Below are 18183 nucleotides of genomic sequence, written 5' to 3'. Positions count from 1 at the left end.
TTTCCACCGACGGAGAGCTCGGGGTGAGTCATGACCGTCGCGAGCGACCCCCGCGTCGCCGATCGTGTCCATCAGGAGTTGCGCGACCAGATATTCGCGGGCGAACTCCCGGCGGGCACCCGGCTGAGCGTCCCGGCCCTGGCCGCCCGGCTCGGCGTGAGCCGGAGCCCGGTCCGTGAGGCGATCGTGCGTCTGGTGCACGAGAGGCTGGCCCGTGAGGAGCCGCGCCGGGGCGCCGTGGTGGCGGATGTCAGCGTCGAGAGCCTGATCGCCATCTACGAGGTCCGGGAGGTCCTGGAGGGCCTCGCGGCGCGGCTCGCGGTCGAGAACGCCGGGCGTCGGCTCATCCGGTCGCTGGAGGACGTCCTCGGGGAGCACGAGAGCGCGGTCTCGGCGGTGGATCTGACGGGCGCGTCCGAGGCCGACATGGCCTTCCACCGGCTCATCCGGGAGGCCGCCGGCAACCCCGAGGTGCTACGCATGCTCGACGACGTGCAGTCTCAGGTGCGGCTGGCGATGCGTACCACGCAGGTCACCGGCGGACCCAAGCCGGCGGTCGCCGACCACCGCGCGATCTTCGCGGCCATGGCGGCGGGCGATCCGCACGCCGCGGAGCAGGCCGCCCGGGCGCACATCGTCCGGCTGCGGTCCGTGCTGGCCGAGCAGGTGGAGGGGCGCCGGTGACCCGCGTCGCAAGCTGCCGGGTGCGCGTGTTGCGCGCGCCGGTTCGCGACGGCATCGCGATGTCGTTCTCGCCGCTGCGTCACCGCGCGATGGTCCTGGTCTCGCTCACCGACGAGGACGGGAGAACGGGCCACGGCGAGAGCTGGGTCAACTATCCCCCCTGGGCCACCGTCGAGCGCACCGCCACCCTGCGGGAGGGCGTGCTGCCCCTGCTGGCCGGGCGCCGGGTGGACGACGTGCCGGCGGTTCACGCCGATCTGTGCGAGCGGCTCGACCCCGTCGGGCGGCAGTGGGGTGCGCTCGGCCCCGTCCGCCAGGCGATCAGTGCGGTGGACGTGGCCCTGTGGGACCTGGAGGGGCAGCGGGCCGGCGCCGCAGTCGCGCGCGTGGCCGCGCATCGGGTACGGGAACACGTCCCGGTCTACGCGAGCAGCCTCGGGCCGCAGTCCGTGGCGGCGCAGGCGGCGGGCTGCCGCGGTGCCGGGCACGGCGCGGTGAAGGTCAAGCTCGGCTTCGGGCGGGAGACCGATACGCGCAATCTCCGCGCGGCCCGCGAGACGCTCGGCGAAGACGTACTTCTCTACGCCGACGCGAACCAGGGGTGGGACCTCGACGCGGCGGTGGCGATGGCGCCGGTGCTTCGCGATGCCGGCGTCGAGTGGATCGAGGAGCCGCTCCGCGGCGACGAGCTGGCCGATCTGGAGGAGCTGCACCGCCGTACCGGACTGGCGATCGCGACCGGCGAGAACCTCTACGGCCGTGCGCGGTTCCGGGCGTACGCGGCCTCGCCGGCCATCGCGGTCCTGCAACCCGACGTCGCCAAGGCCGGCGGGATCACGGAAGCGCTCGCGGTGTGCGACCTGGCGGACGAGCACGGCACCGCCGTCATGCCCCACCTCTACGGCGGCGCCGCGGCCTTCGCGGCGACGCTGCAACTGGCCGCGGGGTCCGCGGCGGTGAGCGGCGTCGAGTACGACGTACGGGACAACCCGCTGCGCGATCCGCTTCTCCTCGATCCGCCCACGCCCGAGCGCGGCCGGCTCGACCTGCCCGATCTGCCCGGCCTGGGCGTACGGTTCGACACCGCGGCGCTGGACCAGGTGACCTGCCACGACGAGACCCTGGAGCTGTCATGACGCACACGACCCGGCCGCCCCTCAGCGGCGTCCGCATCGACCGCGGGACGGCGGAGCCCGAGCACCCGGCGCACCACGAGCTGATCGATCCCGCATCGGGCGCCCCGTGGGCGACCGTGGTGTACGGCGGTGCGCCGGAGGCCCGCCGGGCCCTGGACAGCGCCGCCAAAGCCCTGCCGGACTGGGCGGGCCTGGCGCCGGGACGCCGGGCGGCGGTGCTGCGGCACGTCGCCGCAGATCTTCGCGAGGACCGGCTCGCCGGGGAACTCGCCGCCCTGATCACCCGCGAGACCGGGAAGCGGATCGCGGAGGCGCGCGCCGAAGTCGCCCTGTCGGCCGCCTTCTTCGAGTGGTTCGCCGACGCGGTCAGCGCTCGCGCCGACCGGGTCTGGAGCCATGTCCCCGGTCTCCGCCACGAGGTGGGGGAACGGGCCCTGGGCGTGGTCGCCGTGCTCACCCCGTGGAACTTCCCGGTGTCGATCCCGGCACGTAAGATCGCGCCCGCCCTCGCGGCGGGGTGCCCGGTGCTGTTCAAGCCCTCCGAGGTGGCGCCGGCCTCGGCCCTGTACCTGGCCGAGGTCGTCGACCGGCACGTGCCGAGAGGCGTCGTGTCGACCGTGGTGGGCGAGCCCGCGGCGATATCCGACGTGTGGCTGGGCGACCGCAGGGTACGCGGCCTGACGTTCACCGGCTCCACGCGAGTGGGGCGGCTGCTGGCCGCGGCGGTCGCCCCGCGGTTCACCCGGGCGGTGTTCGAGCTTGGCGGCAACGCTCCCTTCGTCGTCCTCGACGACGCCGACGTCGACCTGGCCGTGGACACCTTGATGGTCGCGAAGTACCGCAACAACGGGCAGTCGTGCATCGCCGCGAACCAGGTGTGGGTGCCGCGGTCGATGGCCGACGACTTCGCCACCCGGTTCTGCCGGGCCTCCGCCGGGCTCGTGCTCGGCGACCCCGCCGACGAGTCCACGACCCTCGGGCCCCTGGCGCTGCCCGCCGACCCCGCCCGGATCGACGGCCTCGTCGACTCCTCCGGCGGCGACGTGTGGCGCGGCGACGTCTGGCGCGGCGGCAACACACCGCCGCGGGCCGGGCACTTCGCGGCGCCCGCGGTGAGCGTACGCCCCGCCCGTGACAGCGCACTGGTGAGCGGGGAGGTCTTCGGCCCCGCCGTGTCCGTGCTGGAGTACGACACGCTTGCCGAAGTCCTCGAAGCCGTGGCGGCCAACCCCCACGGGCTGGGGGGTTACGTGGTCGGCGCCCCCCGGCGGGCCGCCGACGTGGCCCGGGCGCTGGACGTCGGCATCGTCGGCGTCAACACCGGAACCCCGAACACGCCGCAAGTTCCGTTCGCCGGCCTGAAGGACAGCGGAATCGGCGTGGAGGGCTCACACCTGGGCCTGGAGGCGTTCCTCACGCCGCAGACGGTGGCCGTCGCGGACTGCTGACCGCGATGCCGGCCGGCCCAAGGCGCCGCCGCGGCAGACCGTCCGTTCGTTCACCAGTTGGTGTACGAGCCGTCCGCACGCGCGAGCCGCGGCGGCGCCGGCCACTGCCGCGGGCGGGCGGCCTCCGCCGCCGCCAGGTCGACGGTCAGGCCCAGACCCGGCTCCGCCGAAGGCAGCAGTGCGCCGTCGTGCCACCGCGGCTGGCCGGTGACCACGTCCGGCAGCAGCGTCTCAGGACGGCGCGGCTGCTCCTGGATGCCGAAGGCGGGGCAGGCCAGGTTGAAGTGGAGGGCCGCCGCCGCGGCCACCGGGCCGAGCGGGTTGTGCACCGCGACGCGCACATGGTGTGTCTCGCACCAGCCGGCGATCTTGCGGGCCTCGGTGAGGCCGCCCGCGATGCAGAGGTCGATCCGGGCGTAGTCGACCAGCTCCTCCTCGATGAGCGTGCGGAACTCCCACTTGGAGGCGAGCTGTTCCCCGGCGGCCAGCGGGACGGCCGTGCGCTGCCGCAGCCGCCGGTACGCGTCGGGGTTCTCGCTGCGCAGCGGGTCCTCGACGAACAGCGGGTGCAGCGGCTCCAGTTCGCGGCAGAGCCACAGCGCTTCGGGCGGGTCGAGGCGGGTGTGCACGTCGAGGATGAGTTCGGTCTCCTCGCCGACGGCCTCCCGGGCGGCTGCGAAGGCCGCGATCCCGGCCCGTACCGCCGTGCGCGGCTCGAAGGGCCCGTCCGGGGCGGGCAGCACGAGCCGCAGCGCGCCCCAGCCCTCGTCGCGCAGGGCGCGGGCGGCGCGTGCGGTGTCCTCCGGCCGGCCACGGGGGCGTACGTGGGCGTAGCAGGGGACGGTGTCGCGGACGCGACCGCCGAGCAGGGTGTGCACCGGCACCCCGAGGGCCTTGCCCTTGATGTCCCACAGGGCGATGTCCACCGCCGCGACGGCGGAGGACAGCACCGCGCCGCCGGGGAAGAAGCCGCCGCGGAAGAGGACCTGCCACAGGTGTTCCGTACGGAACGGGTCCTCGCCCAGCAGCAGCGGTCGCAGGTGCTCCAGCGCCCCGTACACCGCCTCCGCCCGGCTGACCAGGCCGGCTTCGCCTAGGCCCGTCACGCCCTCGTCGGTGCCGACGAGCACGAGCAGGTGCGGGCGGTGCCCCATGACGGGCAGCGCCCGCACCTCGGTGATCTTCACAGCTGCTCCTCGGCGAAGTGGCAGGCGGACCAGCGGCCCGGCGCGACCTCGCGCAGCACCGGCCGCTCCGTACGGCACCGCCCGCGGCCCTCGCGGGCCGCCGGCCCGACGGCGCAGCGGGTGTGGAACGGGCAGCCGCCCGGCGGGTCGAGCGGGCTCGGCACCTCGCCGCGCAGCTCGACGCGGCTGCGCTTGCGCTCGGCCGCCGGGTCGGGCTCGGGAACGGCGGACAGCAGGGCCGCGGTGTACGGGTGCAGGGGCCGCGCGCAGACGTCGTCGGCGGCGGCCTCCTCCACCACCCGGCCGAGGTACATCACCGCGATCCGGTCGCTCATGTGCCGTACGACGGCGATGTCGTGGGCGACGAACAGGTACGCGATGCCCAGTCGCTCCCTCAGCTCCTGCAGCAGGTTGACCACCTGCGCCTGCAGCGAGACGTCGAGTGCGGAGACCGGCTCGTCGAGGACGAGCACGGCCGGGTCGACCGCGAGGGCCCGCGCCAGGGCGATGCGCTGGCGCTGCCCGCCGGAGAAGTCGCGGGGCAGCCGGCCGGCCATGGCGGCGTCGAGGCCGACCAGCTCCAGCAGCTCGCGTACGCGGCCCGGCAGTTCGCCCGGGCGGGCCAGGCCGTGGACGCGCAGCGGCTCGGCGATCACCTGGCCGATGGTGTGCCGGGGGTTGAGGGAGGCGTAGGGGTCCTGGAAGACGATCTGGATCTCCCGGCGCAGTCGCCTGAGTTCAGCGCCGGCCGCCGCCGCGACGTCGCGCCCGCGCAGCGTCACCGTCCCGGCGTCGGGCCGCTCCAGGCCCAGGACGACGCGGGCGAGCGTGGACTTGCCGCAGCCGGACTCGCCGACGAGGCCGAGCGTCTCGCCGGCGCGCAGCCTCAGGTCCACGCCGCGCACGGCGCGCAGCTCGGTGCCGCGCCGGGAGAGCGGCCCGCGGCGGCCGACGGTGTACGACTTCGCGACGCCGGTGAGGGCCAGCACGTCGTCGTCCGTGAAAGCAGCGTCCGTGGAGGCAGCGTCCGCGAAGGCGTCGTCGGCGCGGGCGGCTTGCGGGGGCCCGTCGGCGTGCCCGCCCCCGTCCCCGGCAGCGGGGGGCGGCGGGGCGGGGGCGGGCAGCGTCGTGCCCTCGGCGGTGACCCGGCAGGCGGCCAGGTGGCCGGGGGCGCGCTCGGTCAGCGGCGGCACCGCCGCGCGGCAGCCGTCCTCCGCGTACGTGCAGCGCGGGGCGAACGCGCAGCCGGCGTCCGGCTCACGCAGGTCGGGCGGGCGGCCCTCGATGGCGTAGAGCCGCTCCCGGGCGCCGGACGCCCTCGCGGACGCGCCGCCCAGCCGGGGCACGGACTTCAGCAGGCTCCAGGCGTACGGGTGCCGCGGTCGCTCGTGCAGCTCGGTCACCGGCGCCTGCTCGACGATCCTGCCGCCGTACATCACCAGCGCCCGGTCGCAGAGCCGGGCCACCAGGCCGAGGTTGTGGGTGATGACGACGACGGCGGTGCCCAGCTCGGCGTTGAGGCGGGCGAAGACGTCGAGGATCTGCGCCTGGACGGTCACGTCGAGCGCGGTGGTCGGCTCGTCGGCGACGATGACGGACGGGTCGCCGGCGAGCGCGATGGCGATCATCACGCGCTGCCGCATGCCGCCGGAGAACTGGTGCGGGTAGTCGGCGAGCCGCCGGGCCGGGTCGGGGACGTCCACCAGCTCCAGCAGCTCGGCGGCCCGCGCGCGGGCGGAGGCTGCGCTGTGCCTCCCGGCGCTGTGCCTCCCGGCGGTGCCGCCGTGCGCGCGTACCGCCTCGGCGACCTGGTCGCCGATCCGCATGACGGGGTTGAGGGAGGACTGCGGGTCCTGGAACACCATGGCGACCTCGCCGCCCCGGTACGCCCGCAGCTCGCGCGGCCGCATGGCGAGCACGTCGCGCCCGCGGTAGCGGACGGAGCCGGAGGTGATCCGGCCGGGCTCGCGGATCAGCCGCAGCAGCGACCTGGCGGTCACCGACTTGCCGGAGCCGGACTCGCCGACCACGGCCAGCGACTCGCCGGGCAGCACGTCGAAGTCCACCCCGCGCACGGCCCGCACGGTGCCGTCCCGGGTGGGGAACTCCACCCGCAGGTCGCGCACTTGCAGCAGCGGCGCGGCCGGATCGCCGGCCCGGGCCCCGCCGGGCTGCACGGCGGATTCGCCTTTCGTGACGTCTACGTCCGTCATGTCTCTCCTCAGCCGCGGCGCAGGGCGGCGTTGAGCGCGTCGGCGAGCAGGTTGAGCCCGATGACCAGGCCGGTGAGCACGGCGATGGGGCCGAGCACGTACCACTGCTGTTCTGACAGGTGCGGCAGCGCCTTCTCGATCATGCTGCCGAGCGAGGCGTCGGGCGGCTGGATGCCGAAGCCGAGGATGGCCATCGCGCCCTCCAGGAACACGGCACCGGCGGCGGCCATCACGAAGTTGACGATCAGTGCGTCGAGGGAGTTGGGCAGGATGTGCCGGAAGAGGATCGCGGGCCGGGAGGCGCCGATGGCGCGGGCCCCGGTGACGTACTCCCGCTCCCGTTCGGTGAGTACGGCGGTACGGGTCAGTCGGGCGGTGACGGGGATGCCGCTGATCACGATGACGGTGAGCACGGTGGCGAAGCCGGTCCCGAGGAAGGTCGCCAGCGCGGCGCCGAGGATCACCGTGGGGAAGGCGAGCTTCACGTCGAGGACGCGCTGGACGAGGGTGTCGGCGAGCTGGTGCGTGGTGGCCACCAGGCCCAGCACGATGCCGATCGCCTGGCCGAGCGGCACCGCGAGCACGATGACGACGACGTCCAGCCTGATCCCGTACAGCAGCCGGGACAGCACGTCGCGCCCCAGCTCGTCGGTGCCCAGCAGGTGGCCGGCCGACGGGCCCTGCAGCGCCGCCCCGCTCTGCTGGTACGCGGGGTCGTGCGGCGCGAGGAGCGGGGCGAGCAGCCCGGCGACGACGAGCACGGCGACGACGGCGGCACCGGTCCGCCCGGCCGGGGTGGCCAGCGCCCGGGTCCAGCGCCGGCCGCCGGGCGGCCGGTTCCGGCGCAGGGGCCGGAACCCGGCCTTGACCGGTTCTGCGGCGGTCATGGGCTGCCCTCCAGTCGGACCCGCGGATCCAGTGCGGCGTGGACCAGGTCGGTGAGCACCTGTACGGCGATGAAGACGACGACGAAGTAGACGACGAGGTCCTGGACGATGAGGTAGTCGTGGCTGGTGACGGCGTTGGCCAGCACCTGGCCGAGGCCGGGCCAGGCGAACACCGCCTCGATGATCACGGCGCCGCCGAGCAGGTGGCCGATGCGCATGCCGAGCACGGTGACGACGGGCGGCAGCGCGTTGGGCAGCGCGTGCCGCCACAGCGCGCGCCGGGCGGAGAGCCCCTTGGCCCGCGCGGTCTGCAGGTACTCCTCGTCGAGCTGCTTGCGCAGCTCGGTCTCCAGGTGGCGGGCGACGACGACCCCCGAGTGCAGGCCGAGGGCGATCGCCGGCATGAGGAGGTACTGGACGCCGATCTCGGGGTCGGCCAGCAGCGGTTCGCGCCCGCCGGCCGGCAGCAGCCGTACGGTCACGGCGAAGAACAGGATGAGCAGGATGCCGACGACGTACTCGGGCATCCCGAAGATGACCGCGTTCAGCCCGCGTACGGCCGCCTGCGGGCCGCGCCGGCGGGCCGTCGCCCCGGCCACGCCGAAGGCGAGCCCGGTGACGGCGGTGACGACCAGGCTGGCGGTGGTCAGCTCCAGGGTGGCGCCCGCGGTCTGCGAGAAGGTCTCGGCGATCGGCACCCCGGAGATGTAGGAGTCGCCGAGGTCGCCGGTGGCCAGGCCGCGTACCCAGTCCCCGTACTGCTGGGCCAGCGGGTCGTCCAGGCCCATCCGCCGCTCCAGCGCGGCCACGTCGGCCGGGGTCGCCTGGTCGCCGAGGATCGTCGCGGCCGGGCTGCCGGGCAGCAGGTTGATAAGCAGGAAGACGACGACCGAGGTGAGCAGAACGGTGACCAGGGCCGCGGGGAGCCGGCGCAGGAGGAACAGCGTCATGGCGCTCAGCTCAGGGCGGCGGAGTCGAGCAGCACGTCGTCCCAGAGGGAGTAGTCCCAGGTGGCGACGCCGCTGGTGACCGCCTGGTTCCGGAACTGCACCAGGTCGCAGCAGAACGCCTCGTCCAGCAGGAAGGTGGTGAGCGCGTCGTACGCGGTGCGCTGCTCGCCCGCGCCGCGCGCCTGGAGCGCCTCCTCGGCGAGCGTGCCGTACCGCGGGTCCTCGAAGTGGAAGATGTTCTCGTCGACGCGGTAGGGGGCGGCGCCGTAGGTGAGGTCGGCGGGGTTCAGCTCGTTGTAGCCGTGCAGGGCGATGTAGAGGCCCTCGAAGGTGCGGTTCTCCACCCGCTCCTGCACCTGGGTCGCGTTGAGCACCTCAATCTTGGGCTTCAGGCCCGCCTCGCGCAGGTTGAACTCCACGATCTCGGCGACCTGGCTCACCGACTGGGCCGCCTGCAGCACCACCTCGGCACCGTCCGCGCCGGCGTCCGCCAGCATCTTCTTGGCCCGGTCCACGTCGCGGGCGTACCGGCCGGCCAGCTCCGGGTCGTACGCCAGGCTCGTGGTGTTCCAGGGGGTGGCGTTGGCGATGGCCTCGCCGCCGTAGACCTCCGCGGCGACGCGCTCGCGGTCGACGGCGTACTGCAGGCCCTGGCGGACCCGCCGGTCGCGCAGCAGCGGTACGTCGACGTTGGCGCCCAGGTAGACGCTGGCGGAGTAGGTCGCGTACGGCGTGACCTCGAACGTGTCGTCGCCCTTGAGCTGGCTGAGCTGCTGCGCGGTGAGGGCGGTCGCCAGGTGCACCTGGCCGGAGCGGAGCGCGGCGAGCCGGGCCTCCGGGTTCGTCATGATCCGCACCAGGACGCTGTCCAGCCGGGGCTTGCCGGCGTCCCAGTACTTCTCGTAGCGCTTCAGGCGCAGGCTCGTGCCCTGCCGGTACTCGCCGTAGGTGAACGGGCCGGTGCCGATGACCTCGTCGCCGGCCAGCAGCTCCGCGGCTGACTCCCGGTCGATCAGGACCATGTAGGACAGCATGTCGAAGACGTTGTTCACGGGCTCGGTGAACGCCAGCCGCACCGAGCGCTTGCCGTCCGGCTCGACCGAGTCGAGCCGGCTCGCCAGCCATTTGAAGGCGAACGGCGGCACGGGGGTGTCGCCGGCCAGGAACTCGAGGTTGTACGCGACGTCCTCGGCGTCCAACGGACGGCCGGAGTGCCACGTCACGCCGTCCCGGAGGGTGAGCGTGGTGACCCTGCCGCCCTCGGTGGTGGTCCACTCGGTGGCCAGCTCGGGAAGCACGTCGTGGGTCTTGCGCTCCAGCCGGACGAGGCTGCTGAACACCTGGCGGCGCCAGGGGGCGTTCGGCGCGCCCTGGTTGTAGGGCGTCTTGGGGAGGACGTCCTGACCCACGGCGACGACGAGTTCCCCGCCGCGGGAGCCATCGCCGCCCTCCTGCCCGTCCTCCTGGTCGACGGCGGAGTCGCAGCCCGCCGCCCCCGTGCCCAGCAGCACTGCCCCCGCAGCACCCCAGCGCAGGACGTTCCTCCTGGTCGCGCCGGGCGGGGCCGGCCTCACAATCGGCTTACGCATGAAAACCTCCGTCGCGCGCGTCTACGGGCGCTGGGCTGGGCTGCGGTTCGGGTGGGGTTTGGGTGGGGTTCGGGTGGGGGCGTGCGGTCAACCGGCCCACTCCCCTGAGGGGCGGCCGGGGGTGCCCGGCCGGAGGGCGAAGATGCCGCCCGCGTGCGGCTGCGGACGCTCGTCCTCGGGACGGGCGCTCGCGGTGGTGACGAAGAGGGTGTCGAGGCCGGGGCCGCCGAACGCACAGCTGGTGACGCGGCGTACGGGCACCTCGACGGTGCGGTCCAGGCGGCCGTCCGGGGTGTAGCGCCGCACCGCCCAGCCGTCCCAGAGGGCCGTCCAGACACAGCCGTCGGCGGCCACGGTCAGCCCGTCGGGGCGACCGCGGTCGACGTCGGCGAAGCGGCGCCTGCGGGAGATCCGGCCGGTGTCGGGGTCGTGGTCGAAGGCGTCGATGCCGCCGGTGGGGCTGTCGTTGTAGTAGAGGGTGCGGCCGTCGGGGCTGAGGTCGAGGCCGTTGGACGTGGTGACGCCGGTGACCACGGGGGTCAGGGCGGCGCCGGCGTCCAGCCGGTAGAGCGCGGAGCCGCCCGGTCCCGCGCCGCACGTACCGGCCCACAGCCGGCCGTACGGGTCGCAGAGTGCGTCGTTCATCCGGCCGCCGGGCGGCTCCGTGGCGACCGCGGCGACCAGTTCGCGCCCCGCGCCGTCGTCCTGGCAGGTCTCGATGCCCGCCTCGGTGGCGAGTACCAGCCCGCCGCCGGCGCGTAGCAGGACCGCGCCGACCTTCCGGCCCACGGCGAAGAAGGTGTCCTCGCCGGCGTCCGGATCGAAGCGGTGCACCTGCCCCAGGCGGACGTCCACCCAGCGCAGGGTGTCCGTGCGGAAGTCCCAGACCGGGCCCTCCGCGATCGGGGTCCGCACGTCGAGCACCAGGTCAACGGCCATGCGGCGCGCCTCCAAACGGGTCGAGGCTGCTCAACCAGTTAATTCCTGCAAGAAGTTAATAAGCCTCCCCGGGGTCGTCAAGAGATCCGGCAGTGCCGATTTCAGGCTCCCCGGGCGGGCGCGGTGGAGCGTTGACACCGGCATGACGCGCCATTACTTTCCATTAACAACTTATCTGGAGGGCCTGTGAGAGCTCACGACGTACGCCGCCGCAACATCGCGGCCGTCGTCCGTGCACTGGCCACCCGAGGGCCCACGCCGCGGACGGAGCTCGCCGAGATACTCCAGGTCAGCCCCGGCACCGTCACCCGGATCGCCGCGGAGCTGGCCGCCGTGGGACTGCTGCGCGAGCTGCCCGCGCAGCCGTCCGCGGACGTGGGGCGGCGGCGCGTTCCGCTGCAGCTGCGCGCGGAGGAGTTCGCCGCCGTGGGGGTGCACGTCGGCCCGCTGCGCGCCACCGTCGGGCTCGTCGACCTGCGCGGCACACCACTCGGCCGCCCGCTCCAGGTGTCCCGCGCGGGGCGCGGGCCGCGGGAGGTGATCGCGGCGTCGGCCGAGGCGGCCCGCCGGCTCACCGCGGGTCGGGGGGTACGGATCGTCGGCACCGGCATCTGCGTCGCCGGCGCCACCGCGCCCGACCGCCTCGACACCTCCCCCGACTTCACCGGCCCCGACGACCCCAACCGCCCCGAGGGCCCCAACCGCCTCGACCGCCTCGACCGCCTTGACCGCCTTGTCGGTGCCGCCGCCGGCGTGCCCGGCGCCGGCCCGCCCGACCGGCCGGAGGCCGGCCTCGTACGCCTGGCCGCCGGCCGGTTCCCCCCGCCGCTGGCGGTCGAGAGCAGCCACCGCGCGCTGGCCCGGGCCGAGTTGCGCTTCGGCGGCGCGCGGGGCACCGGCTGCTTCGCCCACCTCTTCGTCGGCACCGTCGTCGAGGCCGGTCTCGTCCTCGGCGCCGACGGTCCCGGCGCCGGCGGCTTCGCCGCTCCCGTGCCGCGTGCCGCCGACGTCGCCCACCTGCCCCTCTCCCGGCCCTCGTGGACCCCCTGCCACTGCGGCCGTACCGGCTGCCTGACCTCCGTCGCCGGCGACCGGGCGCTGGGCGCGCGGGCCGCCGCCGAGCGGCTGACCCCGGCCGGGGACCCGGCCGCCGCCCCCGTGCTCCGCCACCTCGTCCGCCGGGCCGAGGCCGGCGACCGCGCGGCCGACTACCTGCTGCGCGAGCGGGCCCGGGCCGTCGGCGAGGCCGTGGCCGTGCTCGTCGACCTCTTCGCACCCGACCGGGTGTTCCTCTCCGGCAGCCCGCTGCTGGTCCCGGTACACATCCGGGAGGTGCGCGTGGAGGCCGCACGCCGGTCGCAGGCCCCGCTCGACGCCGGGCAGGTGATCGTGCCCAGCGGACTGTCCCGGCAGGTACGTGTCGTCTCGGCCGCCACCGCCGCCCTGGAGCGCTTCTACGACGACCCCGCCCGGGCCCTGACCTGCTCGACGTCACCCTCTGGAGAACCCGTATGAGCGTACGCATCACCGACGTCCGCCTCCGTCGCTTCCCCGCCACCCCCAGGTCGACCTGGATGTTCCTTGAGGTCGAGACGGAGGACGGCGCGGTGGGCACCGGCGAGTGCTCCGACAGCGGCTGGCCCGAGCGCGTGCCGCAGGCCGTCGCGCGGCTCGCCCGCCGGGTGCGCGGCACCGACGTGGCGGGCGAGGGGCACGTCAGGCTCTGCGAGGAGCTGCGGCGCGCGTGCGCGGTCCTGCCGGGCGCGCGGGAGCGGTTCCTCGAACGCACCGTGACGGGCGCCCTCGACATGGCGCTCTGCGACCTCGCCGCCCGGTCGGCGGGCCAGCCGCTGTGGCGATGGCTGGGCGGCACACCGCTGGACGACGTGCCGGTGTACGCCAACATCAACCGCAGCGGCGGGCGCCGGCGGCCCGCCGACTTCGCCGCCAAGGCCGCGGCGGCGGTCGCGGACGGACACGGGAAGATCAAGGTGGCGCCGTTCGACGGGCCGCCGCTGCCGGGTTCCTCGATCGTGGACACCGGGCTGGCCATCGCGACCGCCGTCCGGGAGGCGATCGGTGAGGAGCGGGAGCTGATGATCGACACCCACCACAAGCTCGACCCCGGCGAACTCGCCGCGGCGCTGCCGCGCCTGGCCGAGCTGGGCATCGCCTGGCTGGAGGACGCCGTCGACGTCTCCGACCCGGAGGCCGTCTCCTGGCTCGCGGCGCGGACCAAGGTGCCGATCGCCGGCGGCGAGACGCTGCACCGCCCGGACCAGATCGACGCCGCCCTGTCCACGGGACACCTGAAGGTGCTGCTGCTCGACCCCAAGTACACGACCGGGCCCACCGCGCTGCGGCGGCTCGTCGAGCGGGTGTCCGGGGTGGACCTCACGTACCACAACCCCTGCGGCCCCGTCAGCACCGCGGTCTGCGCCCACCTCGCCACCGTCCACCCGGACGTGACGCTGGTGGAGTTCATGTACGGCGAGGACGTGGACAGGCCCGCGGTCGTCGACCCGCCGGAGCGCGTCCGGGCCGCGCGCCTGCCGCTGCCGGCCGGCCCCGGCCTCGGCGTGCGGCTGGCGCAGGGCCTGGACTTCCTGCCCGACACGGAGACGGAGCCGGAGACGCAGACGGAGACAGAGCCGGGCGTCGAGACAGAGGAGGACCTGTGAACGACATCGGCGGCACCGCCGTCGTCACCGGGGCCCGCGGCGGTATCGGCGGCGCGGTGGTGGCGGAGCTGGTACGCCGCGGGGCGAAGGTCGTCGCCGTGGACACGGCACCCGCGGTACAGCGGCAGCCCTCCGTCACCCACGTCGTCGGCGACGTCACCGACGAGGCCACCCTGGCCGCGGCCTTCGACGCCGCGCCCGGTCCCGTCACCTCCCTCGTCACCTCCGCCTTCGCCGAGGAGCGGGCGCCGCTCGCCGAGGTGACGCCCGGCGGCTTCGCCCACACCCTTCAGGTACTGCTGACGGCGAGCTGGGAGTGGGGCCGCGCCCTGCGCGCCCACGCAGCCGGGCAACCGGCCGCCATCGTGCACATCGCCAGCGTCCACGCCCACGGCGCGGCCGAGGGCCAGGGGCCGTACGCCGCCGCCAAGACCGGGCTGCTCGGCCTCACCCGCGCCATGGCCGTCGAGTGGGGCCCGGAGGGCATCCGCTGCAACGCCGTCGCGCCCGGCCTCGTCCCCGTTCCGCGCAACGCACCCACCTGGACCGACCCGGTGCGGATGGCGGCGGCCGAGGCACGCTTCCCGTTGCGCCGCGCTCCGAGCGCCAGGGAGGTCGCCGCGGCCACCTGCTTCCTGCTCTCCCCGGCGGCGTCCGCGGTCACCGGCACCTGCCTGCCGGTGGACTGCGGGCTGCTCGCCCGGCTGCGCTGAGCGGGGAGCCCGGATGCCGCGCACTCCCGTGGTCACGGGCGTCAGTCCGGTCCTGCCCACCCCCTTCCACGCCGACGGCGCCCTCGACCGCCGCTCCTTCGCCCGCGTCGCCGAGCACACCTGGAGCCTCGGGGTCGGCTCGGTCATGTACCCCGGCTTCGCCTCCGAGTACGCGTCCCTCACCGACGCCGAGCGGCACGCGCTCCTCGCCGCCCTGATCGCCTCCGCCCCGCCCGGCGCCCTGGTCGTCGCGTCCGTCTCCGACCACGCCACCCGGGTCGCCGCCGAGCGGGCCACCGCCTACGCCGCCCTCGGCGCGGGAGCGCTCAACGTGCTGCCGCCGCACGCCGGCGCCCCGCCGCCGGAGGCGGTGCTCGACCACCTGGCCACCGTGCTGGCGGCGGTCGCGCCCCTCCCGGTCGTCGTGCAGTACGTGCCGCACGAGACCGGCACCCGCCTCACCCCCGAGGAGCTGGGCGGGCTCCGCCGTGCGCACGGCAACCTGGCCGCGGTCAAGGTGGAGTGCCGCGGCCCCGGGGAGTACGTGCGCCGCCTGGCCGCCCTCGGGCTGCCGGGCATCGCGGGCAACGCCGGCATCGACCTGCCCGAGGCGCTGGCCGCCGGCGCCGTCGGCGTCCAGCCCGGGGGCGGGTTCACCGAGGTCTACGCGGACGTCCAGCGGGCCTGGGACGGCGGGCGCCGGGAGGAGGCCCTGGCCCTGCACGGGCGGCTCGCGGCCCACCTGGAGCACTGGTGGCCGCACCCGGGGCTGTCCCTGGCCATGGGCAAGGCGGTCGCCTGGCGGCGCGGGCTGATCGACGGCCCGTACTGCCGCCGCCCGGCCCGGACCGTACCGTCCGGCTCCGGCTCCGGCTCCGGCGATCCGGCGCTGGCCGAAGTGGACCGGTTCATCGCCGAGTTCGGCCTGGGAGGCCCGGCACATGACTGACACGCCACGCCGCCGACGGGCGGTCCTGCTCTACTTCGACACCCTCAACCGGCGCTTCCTGCCGCCGTACGGCAACGACTGGGTGCACGCCCCGAACTTCCGCCGGCTCGCCGAGCGCACCGCTGTCTTCGACCACCACTACGGCGGCAGCATGCCCTGCATACCGGCCCGCCGCGAGATGCACACCGGGCGCTACAACTTCCTGCACCGCAGCTGGGGCCCGCTGGAGCCGTTCGACGACTCCATGCCGCAGCTGCTCGGCGAGCACGGCGTGCACACCCACCTGGCCACCGACCACCAGCACTACTTCGAGGACGGTGGCGGCACGTACCACACCCGCTACCGCACCTGGGAGTTCTTCCGCGGCCAGGAGGGCGACCCCTGGAAGGGGCAGGTGGCCGAGCCGGACGTGCCGGAGGCGGTCAAGCTCGTCCGCGGCGGGCTGTGGCGGCAGGACTGGGTCAACCGCTCCCACCTGCGCGAGGAGTCCGACCACCCGCAGACCCGGACCTTCGACGCGGGCCTGGCGTTCATCGAGGACAACCAGCGCCAGGACGGCTGGTTCCTGCAGATCGAGACCTTCGACCCGCACGAGCCGTTCTTCACGTACAAGCAGTACAAGGACCTCTACCCGCACGACTACGCCGGACCGTCGTACGACTGGCCCGAGTACAAGAAGGTCACCGAGCGCCCGTCCGCCGTCGACCACGTCCGCTACGAGTACGCCGCGCTGCTGAGCATGTGCGACCGCTCGCTCGGCCGGGTGCTGGACGCGATGGACCGCCACGGCATGTGGGACGACACCATGCTCGTCGTCACCACCGACCACGGCTTCCTGCTCGGCGAGCACGGCTGGTGGGGCAAGAACGCCCAGCCCTGGTACGACGAGAACATCCACCTGCCGCTGTTCGTCTGGGATCCGCGGGCCCGGGTGTCGGGCGCGCGGCGGCGCAGCCTCGTCCAGACCGTCGACCTGGCACCCACCTTTCTGGAGTACTTCGGCGTCGAACGGCCCCCGGACATGCAGGGGGTGCCGCTGCGCGAAACGGTGGCCGCGGACCGGCCGGTGCGCCGGGCCGGGCTCTTCGGCTCGTGGGGCGGTCACGTCAACGTGACCGACGGCCGCCACGTGTACCTGCGTGCCGCCGCGCGCCCGGACAACGCGCCTCTGTATGAGTACACGCTGATGCCCACGCACATGCGGGGCCGCTTCGGCCCCGGCGAGCTGCGCGCCGCGGAACTCGCCGGGCCGCTGCCGTTCACGAAGGGCTGCCCCGTCCTGCGCATTCCGGCCCACGGGCAGAAGAACATGCACCACCACGGGTCGCTGCTCTTCGACCTGGCGGCCGACCCGGGGCAGGAACGTCCGCTGGTGGACGACGAGCTGGAGCTGCGGATGGCCGGGGAGATGGTGCGCCTCATGCGCGCGAACGCGGCGCCGGCCGAGCAGTACGAGCGCCTGGGCCTGCCGGCGGAGGGCCGGGTGGGGCGGGAGCACCTGCTGGTCCGCGGCCAGCGCGACCTCGCCCGCCGTACGGCGCAGGAGCTGCCCCCGCCCGAGGAGCTGCCGGCCGGCCCGGTCGCCGAGCTGCTCGCCGACCCGGAGACGGCCGCGGCCGTGGCGGCGGCGGTCCCGGGGCTGCTGAGCAACCCCCGGGTGGCGACGCTCGGCCACCTCACGCTGCACGAGCTGGCCGCGCTGGCGCCGGCCGTCCTGGACGCCCGGCGCCTGCGCGCCATCGCCGCGGCCCTGCGCGGCCCTGGCTAGCCGGCCTCGGTGGTGCGCTTGAGCCGGTCGTAAGCGGTGCCGTCCGGGGACGGCGGGTCGTTGATCCAGTCGGACCGGGCGTCGAAGAACTCCATCTCGACCACCCCCAGCGCGCCGAGTTCGCCCAGCGCGGCCCGGACGCCGTCGATGCACTCCGCCCGGTGCTCCTCCGTGCCGCGTGCCGCCTCCTGGTCGCCGATGTTGTTGATGTCGCAGCCGTACTCGGCGATGAGGAAGGGCTTGGCCGCGTAGTCGTGCTCGGGCGTGGAGTTCTCCACCAGCCAGCTCGTCCGGCTGATCATCTTCTCGGCCAGCCGCTCCGGCGCCTCATCCTTGCGGATGTACGGGTCGTGGCCGACGACGTCGACCTCGTCGTTGCCGGGCCACAGGTCGTCGTAGAGCGGCTGCCACTCCTCGAAGCCCTGCAGCACCCACACCAGCGAGACGTTGTCGGCGCCGACGCGCTCCCGCGACTCCGCGACCCGGTGCCACATCTCGCGGAAGTCGGCGGTGGTGAAGCCGGACCCGGGTCTCTCGTCGACGTCGTTCTCGGGCTCGATGTCGATGGAGAGCCAGCAGTCCGCGCCGCAGAACCGCTTGAGGTCCCGCATCACGCGGTCGATGGTGTCGTCGTACGCGCCGGAGGCGGTGTACGCCCAGCCCTCGCCCTCCGGGCGGGGCCGCCAGGAGATGTGCAGCGGCTTGCCCATGAGGGCGGCGAGCTTCTCCTGGCCGTTCATGGGCGGGTCGCCCGGCGGGTGGTAGTTGCGCCAGTGGCCGTCGAAGTCCCCGTACGCGGCCTCGGCCTTCAGCATGCGCCAGAGCCAGCCGGGTTCCTCGGTGTTGTCGCCGGGGTGGTGGTTGCGCCAGTGCCCCAGGACGGGGACGGCTGCGCTCTCGCCGCCCGCCGCGGGCGGGGTCGCGCCCGCCAGCAGCAGGAGGGCGGCGGCCGGCGCGACGAGGGCCGCGGTCCGCGGAAGTCTGCTCACGTCTTTCGTCCTCTCTTACGGGTGTTACGGGACCGAGGGGGTTGGTCGGC

15 protein-coding genes are annotated in these 18183 nt (G+C 74.7%); 8 read left to right on the top strand and 7 right to left on the bottom strand.

From position 1 onward, the window contains the following. Positions 1-30 precede the first annotated feature (30 nt). Genes T328_RS21560 through T328_RS21550 form a run of 3 tightly spaced genes read left to right on the top strand, consistent with a single transcriptional unit; the run spans position 31 to position 3268 of the window. Positions 31-684, top strand: coding sequence for a GntR family transcriptional regulator (locus T328_RS21560; RefSeq protein ID WP_496497761.1), 654 nt, complete (start codon positions 31-33; stop codon positions 682-684). Further along, entirely contained in the window at positions 681-1820 is a 1140-nt protein-coding gene (locus T328_RS21555) for a mandelate racemase/muconate lactonizing enzyme family protein (RefSeq protein WP_496497760.1), read from the top strand. The genes T328_RS21560 and T328_RS21555 overlap by 4 nt, the downstream gene beginning before the upstream one ends. After that, on the top strand, positions 1817-3268 hold the full coding sequence (locus T328_RS21550; RefSeq protein WP_496497759.1) for an aldehyde dehydrogenase family protein: 1452 nt from the start codon (positions 1817-1819) through the stop codon (positions 3266-3268). Before T328_RS21555 ends, T328_RS21550 begins: the two co-directional genes overlap by 4 nt. 50 nt (positions 3269-3318) lie before the next feature. Here T328_RS21550 and dgoD read toward each other — a convergent pair whose 3' ends face one another. From dgoD to T328_RS21520, 6 genes are all read right to left on the bottom strand, one after another. Continuing rightward, entirely contained in the window at positions 3319-4455 is a 1137-nt protein-coding gene (dgoD, locus tag T328_RS21545; RefSeq protein ID WP_496497758.1) for a galactonate dehydratase, read from the bottom strand. Then, on the bottom strand, positions 4452-6668 hold the full coding sequence (locus tag T328_RS21540) for a dipeptide ABC transporter ATP-binding protein (RefSeq protein WP_496497757.1): 2217 nt from the start codon (positions 6666-6668) through the stop codon (positions 4452-4454). The genes dgoD and T328_RS21540 overlap by 4 nt, the downstream gene beginning before the upstream one ends. Before the next feature lie 8 nt (positions 6669-6676). Then, complete coding sequence (locus tag T328_RS21535; protein WP_496497756.1) at positions 6677-7555, bottom strand: ABC transporter permease; 879 nt, start codon at positions 7553-7555, stop codon at positions 6677-6679. Continuing rightward, positions 7552-8505: an ABC transporter permease gene (locus T328_RS21530; RefSeq protein ID WP_496497755.1), complete on the bottom strand. Its 954-nt coding sequence runs from the start codon at positions 8503-8505 to the stop codon at positions 7552-7554. Before T328_RS21530 ends, T328_RS21535 begins: the two co-directional genes overlap by 4 nt. A gap of 5 nt (positions 8506-8510) precedes the next feature. Next, positions 8511-10094 (bottom strand): ABC transporter substrate-binding protein, encoded by a 1584-nt coding sequence (locus T328_RS21525; protein ID WP_496497754.1) that lies wholly within the window; start codon positions 10092-10094, stop codon positions 8511-8513. 87 nt (positions 10095-10181) lie between these two features. Then, positions 10182-11033, bottom strand: a complete 852-nt coding sequence (locus T328_RS21520) for an SMP-30/gluconolactonase/LRE family protein (RefSeq protein ID WP_496497753.1) — start codon at positions 11031-11033, stop codon at positions 10182-10184. Positions 11034-11219: 186 nt separating this feature from the next. Between T328_RS21520 and T328_RS21515 the strand changes: the two genes are divergently transcribed. The 5 genes from T328_RS21515 to T328_RS21495 are packed head-to-tail and all read left to right on the top strand — an operon-like array spanning position 11220 to position 17144. Then, positions 11220-12548, top strand: coding sequence for an ROK family transcriptional regulator (locus tag T328_RS21515; RefSeq protein WP_496497752.1), 1329 nt, complete (start codon positions 11220-11222; stop codon positions 12546-12548). Then, positions 12545-13714: a mandelate racemase/muconate lactonizing enzyme family protein gene (locus T328_RS21510; RefSeq protein ID WP_496497751.1), complete on the top strand. Its 1170-nt coding sequence runs from the start codon at positions 12545-12547 to the stop codon at positions 13712-13714. Before T328_RS21515 ends, T328_RS21510 begins: the two co-directional genes overlap by 4 nt. Then, positions 13711-14427 carry an SDR family NAD(P)-dependent oxidoreductase gene (locus T328_RS21505; RefSeq protein ID WP_496497750.1) on the top strand — a complete coding sequence of 239 codons (717 nt, stop codon included), beginning with the start codon at positions 13711-13713 and terminating at the stop codon, positions 14425-14427. The genes T328_RS21510 and T328_RS21505 overlap by 4 nt, the downstream gene beginning before the upstream one ends. A gap of 13 nt (positions 14428-14440) precedes the next feature. Beyond that, positions 14441-15376: a dihydrodipicolinate synthase family protein gene (locus T328_RS21500; protein WP_496497749.1), complete on the top strand. Its 936-nt coding sequence runs from the start codon at positions 14441-14443 to the stop codon at positions 15374-15376. Continuing rightward, entirely contained in the window at positions 15369-17144 is a 1776-nt protein-coding gene (locus T328_RS21495; RefSeq protein WP_496497748.1) for a sulfatase family protein, read from the top strand. The genes T328_RS21500 and T328_RS21495 overlap by 8 nt, the downstream gene beginning before the upstream one ends. Here the strand turns inward: T328_RS21495 and T328_RS21490 are convergent. Next, positions 17141-18133, bottom strand: a complete 993-nt coding sequence (locus tag T328_RS21490; RefSeq protein WP_496497747.1) for a glycoside hydrolase family 26 protein — start codon at positions 18131-18133, stop codon at positions 17141-17143. The genes T328_RS21495 and T328_RS21490 overlap by 4 nt on opposite strands. Positions 18134-18183 lie beyond the last annotated feature (50 nt).

The sequence above is a fragment of the Streptomyces sp. CNX435 genome, from assembly GCF_059570575.1.
The sequence above is the reverse complement of the archived record's forward strand: the minus strand, read 5'-3'. Positions and strand labels throughout refer to the sequence as shown.

Bases quoted from the DNA above. Each gene is read 5' to 3' on its own strand.
- T328_RS21560 (WP_496497761.1), top strand. From the start codon at position 31: ATGACCGTCGCGAGCGACCCCCGCGTCGCCGATCGTGTCCATCAGGAG.
- T328_RS21550 (WP_496497759.1), top strand. From the start codon at position 1,817: ATGACGCACACGACCCGGCCGCCCCTCAGCGGCGTCCGCATCGACCGC.
- T328_RS21540 (WP_496497757.1), bottom strand. From the start codon at position 6,668: ATGACGGACGTAGACGTCACGAAAGGCGAATCCGCCGTGCAGCCCGGC.
- T328_RS21535 (WP_496497756.1), bottom strand. From the start codon at position 7,555: ATGACCGCCGCAGAACCGGTCAAGGCCGGGTTCCGGCCCCTGCGCCGG.
- T328_RS21530 (WP_496497755.1), bottom strand. From the start codon at position 8,505: ATGACGCTGTTCCTCCTGCGCCGGCTCCCCGCGGCCCTGGTCACCGTT.
- T328_RS21525 (WP_496497754.1), bottom strand. From the start codon at position 10,094: ATGCGTAAGCCGATTGTGAGGCCGGCCCCGCCCGGCGCGACCAGGAGG.
- T328_RS21520 (WP_496497753.1), bottom strand. From the start codon at position 11,033: ATGGCCGTTGACCTGGTGCTCGACGTGCGGACCCCGATCGCGGAGGGC.
- T328_RS21510 (WP_496497751.1), top strand. From the start codon at position 12,545: ATGAGCGTACGCATCACCGACGTCCGCCTCCGTCGCTTCCCCGCCACC.
- T328_RS21500 (WP_496497749.1), top strand. From the start codon at position 14,441: ATGCCGCGCACTCCCGTGGTCACGGGCGTCAGTCCGGTCCTGCCCACC.
- T328_RS21495 (WP_496497748.1), top strand. From the start codon at position 15,369: ATGACTGACACGCCACGCCGCCGACGGGCGGTCCTGCTCTACTTCGAC.